Origin of the sequence: Tenacibaculum sp. 190130A14a (genome assembly GCF_964048965.1) — a bacterium.
GTDB lineage: Bacteria > Bacteroidota > Bacteroidia > Flavobacteriales > Flavobacteriaceae > Polaribacter > Polaribacter polynesiense.
Map to the genome: position 1 here is coordinate 2,678,668 of NZ_OZ040189.1, position 23,548 is coordinate 2,702,215.

At 36.7% G+C, this 23,548-nt stretch carries 3 protein-coding genes; all 3 read right to left on the bottom strand.

The window, feature by feature from the left end; all coding sequences use genetic code 11:
• Positions 1-40 precede the first annotated feature (40 nt).
• Complete coding sequence (gene rluF, locus ABNT22_RS12645) at positions 41-865, bottom strand: 23S rRNA pseudouridine(2604) synthase RluF (RefSeq protein ID WP_348718317.1); 825 nt, start codon at positions 863-865, stop codon at positions 41-43.
• A 67-nt stretch (positions 866-932) separates the two neighbouring features.
• Positions 933-1,886, bottom strand: a complete 954-nt coding sequence (locus ABNT22_RS12650) for a type IX secretion system membrane protein PorP/SprF (RefSeq protein WP_348718316.1) — start codon at positions 1,884-1,886, stop codon at positions 933-935.
• 11 nt (positions 1,887-1,897) lie between these two features.
• Positions 1,898-23,545, bottom strand: a complete 21,648-nt coding sequence (locus tag ABNT22_RS12655) for a T9SS type B sorting domain-containing protein (RefSeq protein ID WP_348727106.1) — start codon at positions 23,543-23,545, stop codon at positions 1,898-1,900.
• Positions 23,546-23,548 lie beyond the last annotated feature (3 nt).

A 23,548-nucleotide genomic window follows, 5' to 3' on the forward strand; every position in this document is an offset into this window, starting at 1 on the left:
CGTATTTGGTTAAATTGTATAACTTAAAAGCTTCTTAAATCTACTTTTTCCTTTTTCTTCCAAATTTGGATTGAAAATTAGATTTATGATTCGTCTTCACGTTCTTTTTAGGCTTTGATTCTGTCTTGGAAGCTTCCTCTGTTTTAGAAGAAGTAGCTACTAGTTTATTGATTACTTCCATTTCATGAGATGTTAATTCGCGCCATTCTCCCACCTTTAAATTTCCTAAATTAACATTCATAATGCGGGTTCTTTTCAATTTCTTGACTTCATATCCCAAATATTCACACATTCTTCTAATTTGCCTATTTAAGCCTTGTACTAGTGTTATTTTGAATGTTTTCTCATTAATTCTTTCCGTTTTACACTTTTTTGTAACCGTTCCTAAAATAGGAATTCCATTACTCATTCTCTGTAAAAAACGATCATCAAAACTTTTGTTTACAGTTACTATATATTCTTTTTCATGATTGTTTCCTGCACGTAAAATTTTGTTTACAATATCTCCATCATTTGTAAGAAAAATTAACCCTTCTGATGGTTTATCTAATCTACCAATAGGAAATAATCTTTGTGGATGTCCAATAAATCTAACTATATTCTTTTTCTCTTTACTATCTGTAGTACATACAATACCTACAGGCTTATTAAGAGCAATATAAATTGTTCTAGGTTTAGATTTTAAAGGTCTACCATCTATCTTCACAACATCTCCTTCAAACACACGGTTTCCTAATTGTGTAGGCTTTCCATTAATTGTTACTCTTCCTTCTTTAATAAATCTTTCTGCTTCCCTACGAGAGCAAATCCCCGTACTACTGATATATTTATTAAGGTTTGTTGACGTTTCGTTTGATTTTTCCATTACTACAAAGAAAAGAAAATCCTCAAGTTTTACTTGAGGATTTTTCTCGATTTATTGTTTATTATTTCTAAAAAATAATCATTTTTTGTGTACAACGTGCTAAACTAGGTCTTCTTTCATAATCAAAACCTAAAGTTATCATATGTGTACCATAATTAAAGTCTTGTGTTTTGTTTACATTAATACTAAAACCATAAGACATATAAAGGCTTCCCTTTTTTAATCCAAATAATGGCGCTATAGCGTTTGGTTGAAAGAATTGATCATTTAAGAAAGTATAACTTACACCTGCCCAAACATAACCATCGCTAATTCCTTTTCGTACCTTAACATTCATGTCTGTTCTTGAACGCTTATCAAATTCTCTATATTCAACAAGCATCGATGGTTCTATTTCAATTTTTCTACCCATTCTTGCAAAAGTATATGAAGTAAAAACACTATACCTTCTTAATACATCTGGTTCATTTGGACCAAAGGTTTCTTCTATCTTTTTATTAAGAATGTTAGATGCATTCACACTGATAGCAAAACGCTCATAACGATACAACATCCCCACATCAAAATTTGATTGGTGTACGTTTCTCGTAGGTTTTCCACTTCCTGTATTATCTTGTGAAGTGTCTTGGCGAAATTGTAAAAAATTATAACTCAATGCAAACGATAAAAAGCTATCATGTAAGTCACTTAATGTTAAGTGACTTGCAAATGAAACTTTTGCTCCTAATTGTGAGGTAAATCCATTTTTATCATTAAAAATTGTTATCCCTCCTCCAAAAGTATCTGCTAATCTAGCTTCAACAGTTAAAGACTGCGTATCTGGGGCATCTTTTACTCCTATCCATTGGCTTACCCCATTTAACCTAATCTTAAGTCCAGAACCAATACCTGCATATGTTGGAGATATCAAAAACGGATTATCTGCTAAATGACTCACATATTGTGGTAAATTCATGTCTTGTGCATTTAAATTAACGCTGCACAAAATGATACTTAGTATTGCTATTATTCTTTTTTTCATTCTATTTCTTTCTATCTATAAAGCGTAAAGTGTCCCATTATTTTTCTTCTCTGACCTGATAACTCTTTGTAATAAATTGTATACCAGTAATCTCCTGATGGTAAAGGCTTACCTTCATAATTACCATCCCATCCTTGTTGAACTCCTTTGAATGTAGTTATTTGTCGAGCATATCTATCATAAATAAATACTTCTATTTCATGATAATCTTCTACTTCTTCAGGATACCAATAATCAGCGTCTCCATCTCCATCAGGTGAGAATAAGTTAGGTACGTTAATCGTAACATAAACTCCTTCTACCGTTTGTGCTGTAGGACAGCCTGTAATATTTCTAGTATCTCTTACTACAATATTATACTCTTTAGTTTGTAAAATTTGAATTACATAAATATCATCTCCAATAAGCCCTAAATCTGGATATTCAGACACATTACTTGTTTCAAAATCGCTTCCATCGTAACTAAATAAGTAATCTCCATTACCTCCAGTTGCTCGGATTATTAAGTGATTCTTCACTGAATGGTCTACAGTAAACTGTATTGGTTGATAATCTATAATATCTAATGGAGTTGCATTTGAATTATCAGAACATCCATTTGTTAAATGATTAACTGTTACTGTATATCCCGTTCCTCCAGGTACATCTATAAATTCACCATTTCTATTTCTATCAACTTCAACCCCAGCTCCATTATATAAAATGTACTCAACATCATTTTCATAAGCTGTATCTACTGAAGCTAATAGAATATTTCCTGATGGACATGAATATTCAAAATCAATAGCTAAATCTAAATCAATTGGTGTATCAAAGGTATGTGTAACTGACGCAGATGGGCATCCACCTCCACTATCTCTTACACTAATAAAGTAAGGGTTACCAGCTTGAATACCTTCTGCTGCACCTAACGTAATTGTATTTACATTATATGGAGTAGCTAATTCTACATTATTGATACTTACAAAATATGGTTGTGTACCTCCTTGAACATCAATTGTAATCGAAGCTCCTGGATCACTAACACATGTTTGCTCAACTGTACTTACTATTTGAACAGTTAATTCTTCTGGCTCTTCTATTTCTACTTGAATTACTTCAACACATCCTTTAGTGTCTTTTACCGTAATTGTATAAACTCCTGCCGCTAAATGTTCAAATACGTTCGTTCTTACAAATTTATCAACTGGTTCAGTACTAATATTGTACTCATATCCTCCTGAAACATTTCCTCCTGTTGGAGTTACTGTAATTGTACCGTCGTCTCCTCCAAAACAAGAAACATCTGTATGAGTTTCTGCTAATACTAATGCATCTGGCTCTCTAATTTCGTGTAGTCCAGTATCTGCCTCACAAATCTCTCCAGCTGGATTCGTACTTCTTACTCTTACTCCATAAGATCCTACAGGTAAGTCAACAAACATATTTGATGTTTGCCATACACCTGTTACTGGGGTACCGGTACCATCAATTAATAAGAATTCATAATTACCAAATCCTCCTACTGCATCTGCTGAAAGTACTCCATTTGCATCTCCATTACATGTTACAAAACCTTCAATAACACTTAATGTCGGCACTAACGCTTCATAAGCATCTACGGTAATAGTAAATGGATCAGAAATACACAATGCATTATCTCTTACATAGAATTGGTGCACACCTGCATCTACATTGAATATGTTCGAAGCTACAAAGTTAACTCCATCCGTACTATACATATAAGTTCCTGTTCCTCCAGCTCCAGTTACTTCTACAACTGCTTGTGGACGATTACATGTAATGTCTGCAGTTATTTGTGCTGTAACATTCACTTTTGTAGGATCTACAATATCTATAGGCTGAATTATTCCTTGACAACTAAATCCATCTTCAACCACAATTTGATACCCATTACCTTCTGGTAAGTTTGTAAAAATTGGTGAAGTTTGAGATGCAGTTCTAGTTCCATCAGGATATACTAAACTATATGTATAGTTTGGTGTTCCTCCTTGCACTTGTCCTCCTACTACATTAATCGCCTCTATTGTTGCAGTAACCTCTCCATTACATACATTTGGTGTAATTGTAAAGGCTCCAGTAATAGCTAAAGGTGCATCTAATGTAAAGTTTATTGTCTCTGTACAACCTTCTGCATCTCTAACAGTAGCAGTATAATCACCTGCTGTTAATCCTGTTATCGTCGCATTAGCATTATAGCTTTGAATTGTTGTTCCAGTTGTATTGTTTACCAACTCATATTGATAAGCTCCCCAACCTCCAGCTGCAGATAATACTACTTCTCCTGAATCTGTTGGATTACAGCTTACATAAGTTAATTGATTATTTAATGTTAAATCAGCTGTTGGTTGTACAATAGTAAAGTTCGATGATTGAACGTTACAGAATGGTGTGTTTGGCATTGTAGCTACTACATAGTAATCTCCGGCTGATAAACCTCCAATCGTAGTTGTTACTCCTCCATTTACTGGACCTCCTGTTAAAACTGCTACTGGATTTCCAACCTCAAATACCTCATACGTATAAACATCTCCATATGGTGTACTAGCATCAAAACTTACATCTACACTTCCGCCTGAAGCTCCAAAACATGTACTCTGTAAGTTATCTGTTACTAAAGTAAACGTTGGCGCTGAACCTACTACATAGTCTTCTGTATAAACACAACCTGTTACTGGGTGTGTTGCTGATATTGAATATGTTCCGGTAGCTAAACCTGTAAAAGTAGCCGAATCTGTTCCTAAAGCAACTGTTTGAGGTGCTGGAATCGTAAATCCTGCTGGTGCACTCACAATTGTATAAGTGATGTTAGCTATATCTGGCGTAGTTTTTACTGTAATATCTTCTCCTGTTGCACAATCAATTGCTTTTGTTTGTACGAATACTAAATCATCTATTCCTTCAAAAGCATTAATCGTTACAGTTTCTACATCTGTACATCCGCGATCATCGTAAACTGTAATCTCTACTGAACCGCCTAATTCTTCTGTTACAGTAAAATCAAATACTGAACTATCTTGAGTAACTACTGCTCCTCCTCCATTTGGTGTAAATACAAATACTACTCGTGTATAGTTTCCTGTTCCTCCAACTATCGCTGTATTGTCTAAAGAAACTGTTGCATTATTTGTCGTATTTCCTGTAGTACAACCAAACTGAGTTACAGTTATCGCTCCTGAAATATCTACTGGTCCATTCTCACTAATAGTAATGTTCTGTGTACTTGTACATCCATTAGTTCCTGTTCCTGTTATGATATAATCATCTGCTGGTAAGTTTGTAAATACTAACCCTGTTGGTGCTGCTGTAAACGTTCCTGCTACATTATCTATTTGATAAGTTAATGGTGATATTCCATTATCTGTCTCTGTTACAGTAACTTCTCCTGTCGCACTTCCATTACAAATATTATCAACAGTAGCAGATACTGCAAATACTGGTTGAGTAGCTGGTTGAATTACTATTTGTTTTACAACATCACAATTTGGTGTTGCTCCTGCGTCACTTACTGTTACTGTATACGTATCAGCTACAGTTGGATTAAATGTTATTGGATTAGTACCTATGGCTGTTCCTGCTGGTACTAATACTCCACTTACTGCTCCTACAACTGTATAAGTATATGTTCCTGACCCTGGCCAATTGGTAAGCTCTAAACTTACATCGGCTGCCGTTGGTGCTGAACATGTTAAATCTTTAGTCTGAACTAATGAGAAGTCTAACGCTGGATCAATCGTAATTGGTGCTGATGCTCCTGGACTACATCCATTTGAATCTGCAACAGTTACGGTATAAGTATCCGCAGCTAAATTTGTAAACGTATACGTAGTTGCTGTCAAGATTTGACTCGATACAACTCCGCCTCCATTTGATAATGTATAAGTATAAGTACCTGTTCCTCCTGCTGCTGTTACTGCTATACTTCCTCCTGTACTAGTATCACAACTATTGTCATTCTCTACGGTTGTAAATGATACAATTACTGGATCTGGTACATTAACATCTACGAAGTTTGTACATCCTACTGGATCTTGAATTCTTATTCTATAATCTCCTGCAGATAAGCCTGTAAATACATTATTATTACTATAAGCAACTAATACAGTACCTACTAAATCTTCTAACTGGTACTCATAACTACTCCATCCACCTGCTCCAGTTGCTGTAATTGTTGCATCTGAAGATCCATTACAACTTACTGGTGGATCAACTACTCCTGTTACTGAGATAGCTGCTGCTGGTTCATTTATCGTAAAGTTCGATGATTGAACGTTACAGAATGGTGTGTTTGGCATTGTAGCTACTACATAGTAATCTCCGGCTGATAAACCTCCAATCGTAGTTGTTACTCCTCCATTTACTGGACCTCCTGTTAAAACTGCTACTGGATTTCCAACCTCAAATACCTCATACGTATAAACATCTCCATATGGTGTACTTGCATCAAAACTTACATCTACACTTCCGCCTGAAGCTCCAAAACATGTACTCTGTAAGTTATCTGTTACTAAAGTAAACGTTGGCGCTGAACCTACTACATAGTCTTCTGTATAAACACAACCTGTTACTGGGTGTGTTGCTGATATTGAATATGTTCCGGTAGCTAAACCTGTAAAAGTAGCCGAATCTGTTCCTAAAGCAACTGTTTGAGGTGCTGGAATCGTAAATCCTGCTGGTGCACTCACAATTGTATAAGTGATGTTAGCTATATCTGGCGTAGTTTTTACTGTAATATCTTCTCCTGTTGCACAATCAATTGCTTTTGTTTGTACGAATACTAAATCATCTATTCCTTCAAAAGCATTAATCGTTACAGTTTCTACATCTGTACATCCGCGATCATCGTAAACTGTAATCTCTACTGAACCGCCTAATTCTTCTGTTACAGTAAAATCAAATACTGAACTATCTTGAGTAACTACTGCTCCTCCTCCATTTGGTGTAAATACAAATACTACTCGTGTATAGTTTCCTGTTCCTCCAACTATCGCTGTATTGTCTAAAGAAACTGTTGCATTATTTGTCGTATTTCCTGTAGTACAACCAAACTGAGTTACAGTTATCGCTCCTGAAATATCTACTGGTCCATTCTCACTAATAGTAATGTTCTGTGTACTTGTACATCCATTAGTTCCTGTTCCTGTTATGATATAATCATCTGCTGGTAAGTTTGTAAATACTAACCCTGTTGGTGCTGCTGTAAACGTTCCTGCTACATTATCTATTTGATAAGTTAATGGTGATATTCCATTATCTGTCTCTGTTACAGTAACTTCTCCTGTCGCACTTCCATTACAAATATTATCAACAGTAGCAGATACTGCAAATACTGGTTGAGTAGCTGGTTGAATTACTATTTGTTTTACAACATCACAATTTGGTGTTGCTCCTGCGTCACTTACTGTTACTGTATACGTATCAGCTACAGTTGGATTAAATGTTATTGGATTAGTACCTATGGCTGTTCCTGCTGGTACTAATACTCCACTTACTGCTCCTACAACTGTATAAGTATATGTTCCTGACCCTGGCCAATTGGTAAGCTCTAAACTTACATCGGCTGCCGTTGGTGCTGAACATGTTAAATCTTTAGTCTGAACTAATGAGAAGTCTAACGCTGGATCAATCGTAATTGGTGCTGATGCTCCTGGACTACATCCATTTGAATCTGCAACAGTTACGGTATAAGTATCCGCAGCTAAATTTGTAAACGTATACGTAGTTGCTGTCAAGATTTGACTCGATACAACTCCGCCTCCATTTGATAATGTATAAGTATAAGTACCTGTTCCTCCTGCTGCTGTTACTGCTATACTTCCTCCTGTACTAGTATCACAACTATTGTCATTCTCTACGGTTGTAAATGATACAATTACTGGATCTGGTACATTAACATCTACGAAGTTTGTACATCCTACTGGATCTTGAATTCTTATTCTATAATCTCCTGCAGATAAGCCTGTAAATACATTATTATTACTATAAGCAACTAATACAGTACCTACTAAATCTTCTAACTGGTACTCATAACTACTCCATCCACCTGCTCCAGTTGCTGTAATTGTTGCATCTGAAGATCCATTACAACTTACTGGTGGATCAACTACTCCTGTTACTGAGATAGCTGCTGCTGGTTCATTTATCGTAAAGTTCGATGATTGAACGTTACAGAATGGTGTGTTTGGCATTGTAGCTACTACATAGTAATCTCCGGCTGATAAACCTCCAATCGTAGTTGTTACTCCTCCATTTACTGGACCTCCTGTTAAAACTGCTACTGGATTTCCAACCTCAAATACCTCATACGTATAAACATCTCCATATGGTGTACTTGCATCAAAACTTACATCTACACTTCCGCCTGAAGCTCCAAAACATGTACTCTGTAAGTTATCTGTTACTAAAGTAAACGTTGGCGCTGAACCTACTACATAGTCTTCTGTATAAACACAACCTGTTACTGGGTGTGTTGCTGATATTGAATATGTTCCGGTAGCTAAACCTGTAAAAGTAGCCGAATCTGTTCCTAAAGCAACTGTTTGAGGTGCTGGAATCGTAAATCCTGCTGGTGCACTCACAATTGTATAAGTGATGTTAGCTATATCTGGCGTAGTTTTTACTGTAATATCTTCTCCTGTTGCACAATCAATTGCTTTTGTTTGTACGAATACTAAATCATCTATTCCTTCAAAAGCATTAATCGTTACAGTTTCTACATCTGTACATCCGCGATCATCGTAAACTGTAATCTCTACTGAACCGCCTAATTCTTCTGTTACAGTAAAATCAAATACTGAACTATCTTGAGTAACTACTGCTCCTCCTCCATTTGGTGTAAATACAAATACTACTCGTGTATAGTTTCCTGTTCCTCCAACTATCGCTGTATTGTCTAAAGAAACTGTTGCATTATTTGTCGTATTTCCTGTAGTACAACCAAACTGAGTTACAGTTATCGCTCCTGAAATATCTACTGGTCCATTCTCACTAATAGTAATGTTCTGTGTACTTGTACATCCATTAGTTCCTGTTCCTGTTATGATATAATCATCTGCTGGTAAGTTTGTAAATACTAACCCTGTTGGTGCTGCTGTAAACGTTCCTGCTACATTATCTATTTGATAAGTTAATGGTGATATTCCATTATCTGTCTCTGTTACAGTAACTTCTCCTGTCGCACTTCCATTACAAATATTATCAACAGTAGCAGATACTGCAAATACTGGTTGAGTAGCTGGTTGAATTACTATTTGTTTTACAACATCACAATTTGGTGTTGCTCCTGCGTCACTTACTGTTACTGTATACGTATCAGCTACAGTTGGATTAAATGTTATTGGATTAGTACCTATGGCTGTTCCTGCTGGTACTAATACTCCACTTACTGCTCCTACAACTGTATAAGTATATGTTCCTGACCCTGGCCAATTGGTAAGCTCTAAACTTACATCGGCTGCCGTTGGTGCTGAACATGTTAAATCTTTAGTCTGAACTAATGAGAAGTCTAACGCTGGATCAATCGTAATTGGTGCTGATGCTCCTGGACTACATCCATTTGAATCTGCAACAGTTACGGTATAAGTATCCGCAGCTAAATTTGTAAACGTATACGTAGTTGCTGTCAAGATTTGACTCGATACAACTCCGCCTCCATTTGATAATGTATAAGTATAAGTACCTGTTCCTCCTGCTGCTGTTACTGCTATACTTCCTCCTGTACTAGTATCACAACTATTGTCATTCTCTACGGTTGTAAATGATACAATTACTGGATCTGGTACATTAATCGTTGTAGAACGAGGACACCCGTTACCATCAATTACACGTACACGATAATCTCCAGCTGCTAAACCTGTAAATACATTATTATTACTATATGCTACTAATACAGTACCTATTAAATCTTCTAATTGGTATTCATAACTACCCCATCCATGCTCTGCTGTAGCTGTAATCGTTGCATCTGAAGATCCATTACAACTTACTGGTGCTGTTAAACTAGCTGAAATTTGTAATTCAACTGCTGGTTGTTCAATCGTAAAGTTAGCCGATTGTGATGTACAAGCAGCTACTGCTGGTGGCCCTGTAACTGCCGTTGCTGTTAATGTAGCCACAACATAATAAGTACCTGCTGGAATGTTTGCAATTGTTGTACTGTTCACAACACCACTTCCATCAATTGCTGGTACCACTGGCGTATTTGTACCCGCATCATAAACTACATAGTCGTATTGATTTGTATATGGTGTAGTTGGGCTAAAGCTTAACTCAACACTACCATCATCTGCAGATCTACAAGTTTCATCTTGTATATTAGAGATAACTAAATCAAATGTTGGTGCCGCTAATACCGTATGGTACGTTACTAACTCACAACTTGTAATTGGGTGTGTAATTGTTATTTGATACTCTCCTGTAGGTAAGTCATCAAAATCACCTGAAGTTGCATTTTGGGTAACTGGTCCATAAGTATGACCATTAATTCCTTCAATTGTAATATCTGCATTCGTTCCTGAAATAGATGAGAAACCAACCGTTATATCTTCATTCGTATTACAAGTAATTGTATTATCAACTGTTACTGTAGCATTAGATAAAACATCTAAAGCATTGATTGTTGCATTAGTTGTTACAGAACATCCTTGATCATCATATACTGTAATAGCCACCGTACCTCCAGAAATATTGGAAGTTGTAAAGCTAAAGCTATTACTATCTTGTAATTCTGCAGCTCCTGATGCTGGAGTATAATTAAATACTACTCTTGTATAATTTCCTGTTCCACCAGTAATACCTGCTGGTAACGTTACTGTAGCATTTCCAGGAGTATTTCCTGTGGTACATCCAAACTGAGTTACATTTGGTGTTGTTAATACTATCGGTGCTAAATCATCAATAGTTACATTAACTTCTGTAAAACAGTTATTCGTTGGAGACGTACCTCTAATTGTATAAGCTCCTGCAGGTAAATTATCAAATGTAAAAGCTCCATTAGAATTGATCGTTCCTACTCCATTTGGATCTGGAGTTATTATATAATCTAAAGGTGTTATTCCATTATCAATTGTTGTTACCGTAATTTGACCATTTGTTGCTCCATCACAAATATCATTTATACTTGCAACAGCAGTAAAGTTAGGGTCTATTGGGTCTTGTACTGTAATAGATTTCGTTCCTGCTGAACAAGATGTATTGTTATCTGTTACAGAAATATTATAAGTTCCTGGTGCTAAAGAAATCCCTACTGAAGTGTTTCCTGCTCCTAATGCAACTGTAGGTGCTCCATTTACACTATAACTATAATCTGCAGTTACACCACCTGTTAAGTGTGATCCTGAAGTTACATTTAAAGTAACCTCCCCATTTGCTGTACAAATTGCATTGGTAGTTACTTGTAAATTGAAGTCTACATCGTCATAGATTATGACAGCCGCCTGAGAATCTGTACAACCATTTGTATCTCTTATAATGATATCATAACTACCTGGCGCTAAACCATTCGCAACAAACGGACTGGTTGTTGGAGTACTAAATGACGTTCCATTATCTGTTGAGAACTGATATGGTCCAACTCCTCCTGAAGCATTGATTGTTATTGTATTATTAGTTCCACAGCTATCTGCTACTACAGAGTCAATTGTTGGTGATTGACTAACGTTTAATGCAATTGGACCAAGTGTTCCGGTACAACCATTTGTATCCGTTACTTGAACAGTTACATTAACTGGTAATGTAGTATTAGAGACATTAGCATATGCAACATCAAATGTATTTCCAGTTAAAGTAATTGGGAATGTAAGACCTGTTGTGTTAGTCGCCGATGTAACCGTATAAGTATATCCAGGGAAACCTCCAACAACATTATCAACTCTAATGGTTCCATCTAAACTACAGGTTATATCGTCAACCTTAGTCATTATTCCAGATATTGCTGTACCTTCAAGAATTACGGAATCTAAACTACCAAATTGACATACAGGAGGTCCTCCTGTTGTATTTGACAATACAATATAATATGTACCCGAAGATAATCCTGTAACTACGATATCAGCAAAACCTGTTTGCGCTATATTAGTATATGCTGGACCTACTACAGCACCAATACCTGTTACTGGGTCTCTTTCAAATAATGTCCAAGTAAAGTTATTATTTAAATCTCCACTAGTATTATCAATAGAATAAGTTATTTGTCCATTACTAGCTCCATTACATTGATTATTATTTAATGTGGCAGTAATTGGTACTGTAGGACTAAAGTCAGCGTATAAATCTTCATTATTTTGCTCGATACAACCATTACCATCTCTTACATAGAAGGTATAATTCTGTCCTGGTGTTAACCCTGTAAATGTTCTAGTTCTTGTTGGATCTAAAGCTCCAGGTCCAATAGCATCCGCTGGGAACCAAGTACCATTAGGATCATCAATTGCAAATTCAAAAGGAGCTATACCGTTAATTGCTTCTACCGTTACACTAAATCCACCAACACAAGAACCTGGATTTGCAACTGGATCAACAATCAAACCAGAAACATCAAAAGGTATTTCATATGGATCAAATGTTCTTAAACATCTTACTGTTACACCATCCGTGTCTAAAATTCTTATAACAGGGAAAACTGTGATTCCTTGATTAATTCCTGTAAATGTAGGAGAAGTTTGCCAAGTAGCTCCATTATCAGCACTAAATTCAATTGTGTAAGGAGCGAAACTTGGATATCCTGTAAATTCAAAACCAAATAATGACTCGTTTCCTACAAATGGAGTTCCACACGTTGGCAATATTGGAGTGAATGTAGCTGTTATAGCTGGTGGATTTGTTAAGGTTACGTTTTCTACATCTGAACATCCTAAAGCATCTGTTATTGTAACTGTATAACTATCTACTGGTAAATTATTAAAACTGAAATTTGTTCCTGTAAAACTACTTATCGTTTCTACCACAGTACTTGAACTATCTCTAATAACAATAGTATGAGGTCCTTCTCCAGTTCCTGCAGTAATTGTTCCATCGATGCTTCCTGCGTCTCCATTACAAGTTGGTTCATTTACAGAAAGTGAAATTGCTACATCTGGAACTGTTGCTATCACAACATCCTGAATAATATACTCACATCCTGCATCATCTCTAACATAAACATCGTATGTATTAGCTGCTAAACCTATAATTGGATTTGTAGTATCAAAAGTTCCCGCAGCGTTACCATCTGGCACTACAGAAAACTCATATCCTGCTCCAGATCCTCCTGTTGGATTCACTAAAATTTGTCCTGCAGAACAACTCGCATTAGTAGGATCTGCACTTGCTAATAATTGCGGGTTAATTGTTACCGCTTCCGTAGCACTACATCCTGCTCCGTCTCTAATAGTTACATTATAATTACCTGCTGACAACCCTGTAATGCTGAACGTTGGTACAGCTGTTGGTGTTTGCCATGTTGTACCATCTAAACTATATTGATAATTTCCATTACCTGTATTAATCGTAACGTTAATTGTTCCGTTACTACCATCATAACATACTGTCGTTGGAGTAAAAGTTACACTATCTGCTGGATCTACAGTAATTGCAAATGGTGCCGATTGACATCCTCTTACATCTGTTGCTACTACTGTATATGATCCTGCTGCTACATTTGTAAATGGACTTACTGTTGATACTGATGTATTTGTATTATCAAATAACTCAAAAGTATATGGCCCTCCATTTCCTCCAGAACCTGTAGGTGTAATTGTTGCTCCTGTTGCTGGTACACAAGTTACTTCTTTGGTAATACTTGCTCCTGCTACTACAACTGTTGGTTGACCTATAGTAATATCTGCCAAGTTTAAAGTACACGTTGGTAAACCTACGCTTGGTCTTATTAAAATATCATTATATGTTCCTACTGCTACATTGGTAATTGTAAATGGACTTGTTGCTATTGCTGCACTCCAAGTTCCTCCATTGTCTAATGAGTATTCAAATGATGCTCCGAAGTTACTTGCACTCACTGTGATCGTCCCATCACTATCTCCATTACATGTTACATCCGTACTTCCTGTTACACTTGCTGTAAATTCATTATTTGGCTCTACAGTTACATTAATATCTACCGTACAGTCTCTTCCATAGTCTACAGTTATTGTATGACCTCCAACAGCTACATTATTAAATACATTTCCTGCCTGTGCCGTTCCTCCATCTAAACTATAAGTATAAGCTCCTGCTGGTGTTGGTGTAATAGTAATATTTCCTGTTCCATCACAATTATAAACTACTGCACTTGCTAAAGCTGGTGCTGTTGGTAATGGATCAATTGTAATATCTGGTGTAATTGTAAATGTACATCCATTTGCATCTTCTACTGTTAAAGTATAAGTGCCATCTACTAATCCTCCTTTTACTGGGTTGTTTGATCCAGTTGTTGTTGTTCCGTCATTGATACTGTAGAAATATGGTGGTGTTCCTCCTGTTACATTTTCTATAGTAATTTCTCCTGTTTGGTTACAAGTATAATCTTGTGTAATACGCGCCGTTGCACTCAATGCTGCAGGCTCAGTAATTACAATAGTTGCTGTAGCTGTAGCACATCCATTTACATCAGTAGTAACTACCGTATAAGTATCTGCTGCTAATCCTGTAAACGATACTGTTGTATCTGTCGATGGACCTGAGGTACTATTATAACCTGTTGCTGCTGTTCCTGTTACTGTTGTTGAATATGGTGATGTTCCGTCTGAAATTGTTACGTTAATCGTTCCTGTTTCTCCATTACAGTTTGGTTGAACGGCTGTCGCTGCAATCGTTGGGTCTGTAATTCTTGTAATCGTTACTGTTTGAACAAACTCACAATATCCTGTATTTCCACTATTGTCTCTAACATAAACATCATAATCTCCTGCTGCTACATTAATTGAATTTGACACTCCGAAATCTCCAATCGTTACTCCAATTCCTGTAGTTACTGCTGCATAAACATAATTCCCATCACCTCCTGCTGCTGTAATTGTTATTTCTCCTGTATTACATGTCTCATTGGTAGTTGCTATAGTAGCGGTTAATTGTGGGTTGATTACATGACCTGTTGTAGTTGTTGAACATCCAAATCTATCTTGAACTGTTACATCATAACTTCCGTCTGTTAATCCTGTAAAAGTATATGTATTAGACGTTGTTGGTGTTGGCGTTTGCCATGTTGTTCCACCATCAAGACTAAATTGATATTCTCCATTCCCTGCTGTAACTGTTACCGCTAAACTTCCGTTGGTACCGTCATAACATGCTTCTGGTACTACATCAAATGCTACTGTTACTGTAGGGTTTACTGTTATTGCAAATGGTGCCGATTGACATCCTCTTACATCCGTTGCTACTACTGTATATGATCCTGCTGCTACATTTGTAAATGGACTTACCGTTGATACTGATGTATTTGTATTATCAAATAACTCAAAAGTATATGCTGCTCCGTTTCCTCCAGAACCTGTAGGTGTAATTGTTGCTCCTGTTGCTGGTACACAAGTTACTTCTTTAGTAATACTTGCTCCTGCTACTACAACTGTTGGTTGACCTATAGTAATATCTGCCAAGTTTAAAGTACACGTTGGTAAACCTACGCTTGGTCTTATTAAAATATCATTATATGTTCCTACTGCTACATTGGTAATTGTAAATGGACTTGTTGCTATTGCTGCACTCCAAGTTCCTCCATTGTCTAATGAGTATTCAAATGATGCTCCGAAGTTACTTGCACTCACTGTGATCGTCCCATCACTATCTCCATTACATGTTACATCCGTACTTCCTGTTACACTTGCTGTAAATTCATTATTTGGCTCTACAGTTACATTAATATCTACCGTACAGTCTCTTCCATAGTCTACAGTTATTGTATGACCTCCAACAGCTACATTATTAAATACATTTCCTGCCTGTGCCGTTCCTCCATCTAAACTATAAGTATAAGCTCCTGCTGGTGTTGGTGTAATAGTAATATTTCCTGTCCCATCACAATTATAAACTACTGCACTTGCTAAAGCTGGTGCTGTTGGTAATGGATCAATTGTAATATCTGGTGTAATTGTAAATGTACATCCATTTGCATCTTCTACTGTTAAAGTATAAGTACCATCTACTAATCCTCCTTTTACTGGATTGTTTGATCCAGTTGTTGTTGTTCCGTCATTGATACTATAGAAATATGGTGGTGTTCCTCCTGTTACATTTTCTATAGTAATCTCTCCTGCTTGATTACAAGTATAATCTTGTGTAATACGCGCCGTTGCACTCAATGCATTTGGTGCTGCTATTACTATGGTTGCAGTAGATGTAGCACATCCATTTACATCAGTAGTAACGACTGTATAAGTATCTGATGCTAATCCTGTAAACGATACTGTTGTATCTGTTGATGGACCTGAGGTACTGTTATAACCTGTTGCTGCTGTTCCTGTTACTGTTGTTGAATATGGTGATGTTCCGTCTGAAATTGTTACGTTAATCGTTCCTGTTTCTCCATTACAGTTTGGTTGAACGGCTGTCGCTGCAATCGTTGGGTCTGTAATTCTTGTAATCGTTACTGTTTGAACAAACTCACAATATCCTGTATTTCCACTATTGTCTCTAACATAAACATCATAATCTCCTGCTGCTACATTAATTGAATTTGACACTCCGAAATCTCCAATCGTTACTCCAATTCCTGTAGTTACTGCTGCATAAACATAATTCCCATCACCTCCTGCTGCTGTAATTGTTATTTCTCCTGTATTACATGTCTCATTGGTAGTTGCTATAGTAGCGGTTAATTGTGGGTTGATTACATGACCTGTTGTAGTTGTTGAACATCCAAATCTATCTTGAACTGTTACATCATAACTTCCGTCTGTTAATCCTGTAAAAGTATATGTATTAGACGTTGTTGGTGTTGGCGTTTGCCATGTTGTTCCACCATCAAGACTAAATTGATATTCTCCATTCCCTGCTGTAACTGTTACCGCTAAACTTCCGTTGGTACCGTCATAACATGCTTCTGGTACTACATCAAATGCTACTGTTACTGTAGGGTTTACTGTTATTGCAAATGGTGCCGATTGACATCCTCTTACATCCGTTGCTACTACTGTATATGATCCTGCTGCTACATTTGTAAATGGACTTACCGTTGATACTGATGTATTTGTATTATCAAATAACTCAAAAGTATATGCTGCTCCGTTTCCTCCAGAACCTGTAGGTGTAATTGTTGCTCCTGTTGCTGGTACACAAGTTACTTCTTTAGTAATACTTGCTCCTGCTACTACAACTGTTGGTTGACCTATAGTAATATCTGCCAAGTTTAAAGTACACGTTGGTAAACCTACGCTTGGTCTTATTAAAATATCATTATATGTTCCTACTGCTACATTGGTAATTGTAAATGGACTTGTTGCTATTGCTGCACTCCAAGTTCCTCCATTGTCTAATGAGTATTCAAATGATGCTCCGAAGTTACTTGCACTCACTGTGATCGTCCCATCACTATCTCCATTACATGTTACATCCGTACTTCCTGTTACACTTGCTGTAAATTCATTATTTGGCTCTACAGTTACATTAATATCTACCGTACAGTCTCTTCCATAGTCTACAGTTATTGTATGACCTCCAACAGCTACATTATTAAATACATTTCCTGCCTGTGCCGTTCCTCCATCTAAACTATAAGTATAAGCTCCTGCTGGTGTTGGTGTAATAGTAATATTTCCTGTCCCATCACAATTATAAACTACTGCACTTGCTAAAGCTGGTGCTGTTGGTAATGGATCAATTGTAATATCTGGTGTAATTGTAAATGTACATCCATTTGCATCTTCTACTGTTAAAGTATAAGTACCATCTACTAATCCTCCTTTTACTGGATTGTTTGATCCAGTTGTTGTTGTTCCGTCATTGATACTATAGAAATATGGTGGTGTTCCTCCTGTTACATTTTCTATAGTAATCTCTCCTGCTTGATTACAAGTATAATCTTGTGTAATACGCGCCGTTGCACTCAATGCATTTGGTGCTGCTATTACTATGGTTGCAGTAGATGTAGCACATCCATTTACATCAGTAGTAACGACTGTATAAGTATCTGATGCTAATCCTGTAAACGATACTGTTGTATCTGTTGATGGACCTGAGGTACTGTTATAACCTGTTGCTGCTGTTCCTGTTACTGTTGTTGAATATGGTGATGTTCCGTCTGAAATTGTTACGTTAATCGTTCCTGTTTCTCCATTACAGTTTGGTTGAACGGCTGTCGCTGCAATCGTTGGGTCTGTAATTCTTGTAATCGTTACTGTTTGAACAAACTCACAATATCCTGTATTTCCACTATTGTCTCTAACATAAACATCATAATCTCCTGCTGCTACATTAATTGAATTTGACACTCCGAAATCCCCAGTCGTTACTCCAATTCCTGTAGTCACTGCTGCATAAACATAATTCCCATCACCTCCTGCTGCTGTAATTGTTATTTCTCCTGTATTACATGTCTCATTGGTAGTTGCTATAGTAGCGGTTAATTGTGCATTAATTACATTATCTGTCACAGTTGCTGTACATCCAAATCTATCTTGAACTGTTACATCATAACTTCCGTCTGTTAATCCTGTAAAAGTATATGTATTAGATGTTGTTGGTGTTGGTGTTTGCCAGGTTGTTCCTCCATCAAGACTAAATTGATATTCTCCGTTTCCTGTTGTAACTGTTACCGCTAAACTTCCGTTAGTACCATCATAACATGCTTCTGGTACTACATCAAATGCTACTATTTCCGGTGCATCTACAGTAACATTTACTGGTACACAAGTAGTAGAAGCTATTGCTATGTTTACATTATCTATAAAGTTCCCTACAGTGATACTTCCTGCTGCCGAAACTGCTTCAAATATTAAAACTGTAGTAGTTTGACCAGCTGGTACTGTATAAGTTCCTGAGTATGATCCCCAAGCACTTGTTCCATCCGACATTGTTTCTACTACCCCAGCACTAACTAAATCTGAACCAATTCTAACTGAAGCTACATCCGTACCTGCTCTACCTCTATGATCTACGGACCAAGAAATCACATCTCCAGGTCTTGTACAATATTCTTGATATAATAAAGCTTCTTGAGATGCATTTAACTCAACAAAATAATCTCCATCTGATGCAGGAACTCCATTAAATCCAGACCTCCAAACTTCTATGATGTTATTCGAAGGAATACTGCTATCTGCCGATGTTGAATCCCATCCCGGAATATCATTTTCATTTATAAATCTAAAACCGGTAAATGCAGAAGGTACATCTTCAAAACTTCCATTTTGGAATGCATCTGTAGTACATCCACATAAAGTACAGTTTCTACTATCACGAACATCAATTGTGTAATCTGTTGCACTTGGTGCTACATTAGTAAATACATTTGATGTTTGCCAAGTTGTTCCTCCATCAATTGAATATGTATAAGGAGGTGTTCCTCCATTTGCTATTACTGTTATAGTTGCTCCAGCTCCAGAACATGTTGCCTCATCTGTTACAGAGGCTGTAACAGTCATAGGAGTTGGTTCTGTTATTGTTACTTGACCTAAAGAGATGTTACAATTAGCCAACCCATCATTCTCTCTTACACTAACATCGTAAACTCCTGATGCTAATCCAACAATTCTATATGGGTTATCTACTGCATCATGCCAAGTTGTTCCTCCATCAATTGAGTATTGATAACTCGCTCCAATAAAATTTGTAGCCGTTATAGTAATGGTTCCATCTGCTGAACTATTACAAGTACTATTTGTTGTTCCAGTAACAGAAGCCGAAAACTCATTGTTCGGTTCTACTGTTACGTTAATATCTTCTGTACAATTACTTCCATAATCGACAGTAATTGTGTGTCCACCTACGGCTACGCTATTAAATACATTACTAGCTTGTGCAGCTCCGCCATCTAAACTATAAGTATAAGTTCCAGCTGGTGTAGGTGTAATCGTAATATTACCTGTACCATCACAATTATACGCTACCGCACTTGCCAATGCAGGAGCTCCTGGTAGTGGATCAATTGTAATATCTGGAGTAATGGTGAATCTACATCCATTAGCATCTTGAACAGTTAAGGTATAAGTACCCGCCGTTAAACCACCTTTCACAGGATTATTTGATGCACTTGTATTTGTTCCATCACTTATTTCATAAACATATGGTCCTGTTCCTCCGGTTACATTAGCTATGGTAATTTCTCCAGTTTCAGTACAAGTATAGGTTTGTGTAATACTCGCTGTTGCACTGATAGCATCAGGCTGTGTAACTACTAAATCTGGAATTGAATAATCACATTGATAAGTATTTCTTGAAGTTCTTATATCAATTGTATACGTATTCGCTGCCAAACTGTTAAACACTCCTGTAGTATTCCAATTGGTTCCTCCATCGATACTATATTCTACAGTATATCCTAAAGAACTTCCATTAACACTTACATTAATTACACCATCTGTTGCTCCATTACAAGACGCTGGTGTTATGGTATTATTGAATGTTAACGGTGCCTCTACTTCTATTTCCACAGGTTGAGAAACCAAATAACAGTTGTTATCATCAACAATAGCAAATTGATATGTTCCTTCATTTCCATTAGGCACATCAAATGTAAACACATTGGTTGCACTACTAATAAACTCAGAAGCAGGAACATCTGTTATATCTGTATATGGTGTTCCAATTACAGGACTTGACCAAATAACAAAAGAATAAGATGATCCTGTAGAAGGATCAATAGTACCTCCACCTCCGGTCAATTCAATAATTCCATTTGATGTTCCATTTAAACAAGTAATATCTTTTAATTTTACTGCTGAAAGTGTTAACTCATCTGGTTCTGTAATTACTACAGTTTCTGTTGCAGTACAGTCAGGTGTATTTACTGTAACCGTATAGGTTCCTCCATCGGTCACATTGAACACAAAATTATTATCAGTAATTGGTCCTTGTGTACCAATAACGCTTCCTCCTTGAGATAAGGTATAGGTATATGCTCCTGGTACATTGTTTACTTGTACCTGAATAGATGCTGGTGCATTAGCACAAGCCATATTAGATGAAATCACATCTAAATCAATATCTAAACTACGTACATTTATTAATGGGAATGAATATACACAAGAAGCTGCTGTAGGATTATCTAATCTGATTGATAAATTATAATCTCCAGCTTGCGTTACTGCAAATGTGTTACTTGTTTGATAGTCTACAAAATATCCATCTGTAGCTGTACCTGCTACTCCACTTAAACTATATTCATAATCAACAGGAATATTGTTTACAATAATTTCTCCTGGTGAACCACAAATAATATCATTTACTACAATACTCGGATCTAATGTTGCTTTAAATACATTGAAATAAAAACTTCTTGGACATTGACCATCATATAAAACGTCTAATCTAAATTCACCTGCATCTGTAAATGTTTGTGATAATTCTCCTGCTCCAATTTCATTCCATGTACATGCCGTATTTACATTGGCACATCCTGTTACGGTTTCATCTGGACACGATGTTTCATCTAACTGGAACCAACGCACTGTGGTTGCCGATGCCGGATCAAATGGTAAGTTAATGGTTCTTGAACTTCCGTCTCCACATAAATAAATCTCTGCTAAATCAAAACTATTACTCGGACAAGTAGTTAACAACCTATCTGCGAATGGTTCAATTGGATTTGGTTCAGAACTAAAAGAAATCACATTGACCACTTCCGTTGTGCTCACACATCCTACTGGTGCTGTAGTATTTACTGTATACGTTCCTGGTGCTGTAACTGTTACTGATTGAGAATTTCCAATAACTGTTCCTGAAGCATCTGTCCATACATAGGTGTCAAACCCTGCTCCTGCTGTTAAAGTAACATCTCCACCACAAATTACCTGATCTCTTTCAAAAACACACCCACTTGTATCTACTAAGAAATTAGATGTTCCTACAACTCCAAAATCACAGGCATCAATACCTGCGAAACTTGGTTCATTTATAATTCTATCATACGCAGGGTCTCCTGTTGCTGATTCATCTCTTGTATAATTAGCAAATGCCTGATTTTCTATTCGATTAGAACATACATCACGTAACTGACTACAATCTGTTACAACCCGAGTTCTAAATCTGATTCTATAAACTGGGTCATTTTCTTCTACTAAATTGTCAGGAATATCAAAGTTTAACTCTCCTCTAAATCCATTTGCCAATGATGGTGGCGTATATGTATAAGTTACTCCAGGAGCTTGTGATAAATCTAAATCTGCTTCAATTAAATCTACATTTTTAGGCAATCTATCAATTAACTCCGTATCTAATGCATCGTCTGTTCCTATATTTTGAAAACTTACTTCATACCATAAATAATCACCTAAATTAAGTGCTGTTCCGGCTAAATCATTTCCTGCACCGTCATCTATGGTTTTTACCAATCGTAATTTTGGCTCAATTACCTCTACTGCCAAGGCATTTAAAAATGCCCAATACACATCTCCATCAGTTGTGAATCTAACGTTGGCACTCGTTTGATTATTCGCTATTACAGCATTACCAGTATTTTCTATTTCAAACAAATCTACATCAAACCCAAGGGTGTTTTCACTATCGGGATTCCGTCCTGGTCCTGTTAAAAACGCATCATTTTCACTAATGGAACCATTAAAGAAGTTGTAAATTCTATCCCAGACCCACCATCCAATAGAGGGATCCCAAACCCAACCAAAAGTTGATGGATTGATATTTGGAGTTGTTTGATCTACATAGGTACCTCCAGTATCTTGAATTTGAAAACTATCTCCTGGTATACCTCTATCACCTTCTAAAGCACCTACTAAAATTTTTGCTCTTACAGGCCCCACAGGAATCGTGGTAAACCCTGAATATGATAAGTCTGTAAAAGGATTTGAACCTGGGTTAATAGTAGAGAACCCATCAAAAACAGAAATATTTTTACTTGATAAAGATTCATTTTCATAAATCACTACCATTGTCCACCCTGCAGAACCACCAACTCCTTGATAAGAATCTCTACCTCTTGTCCCTCTTATATTTGCGGCCGTATAGGTTCCTGTTGGATCTGCTAAGGAGCTCACCAAACTGGTAACATCACTAAACGACACATAAGGTAATAATGTATTCTCCCCGTCATCGTAGATTGTGGTACCTGTAATATCTCTATAGGTAGTCTCTCCTGGTAATTTTAATTTGATTTGATTAAAATCATGTGCTCTAGGCTGAGCATTTTCCCATGTTTCAAAGGTATAAACTCCTCCCCAGTACAATCCAGCAAATACAACTCTAGAACAGTTTGGTAAATTTAATGTTGAAGATGATGATGAAACTGTAGAAAGATCACTGTCTACATCTATATACTTCATGTCTAACCCTCCATTCTGAGAAAAACCATCATATGGATCGTTAGGACTTTCTGTATCAGTATTTCTACTCATTACATTATTACCTATAAAGGTAATGTCACCTCTTACATTGACACCTCCTGCACCCAAACGATTGGAAAAAGGTGTATCTGGTCGGCTACTCTTTTGAACTGTACTTTCCGTAATTTGTGTTTTTTGTGCCATTACGCCTAAAGACAATGACACAAATAGTAACAACAGTAATTTTTTCATCATATT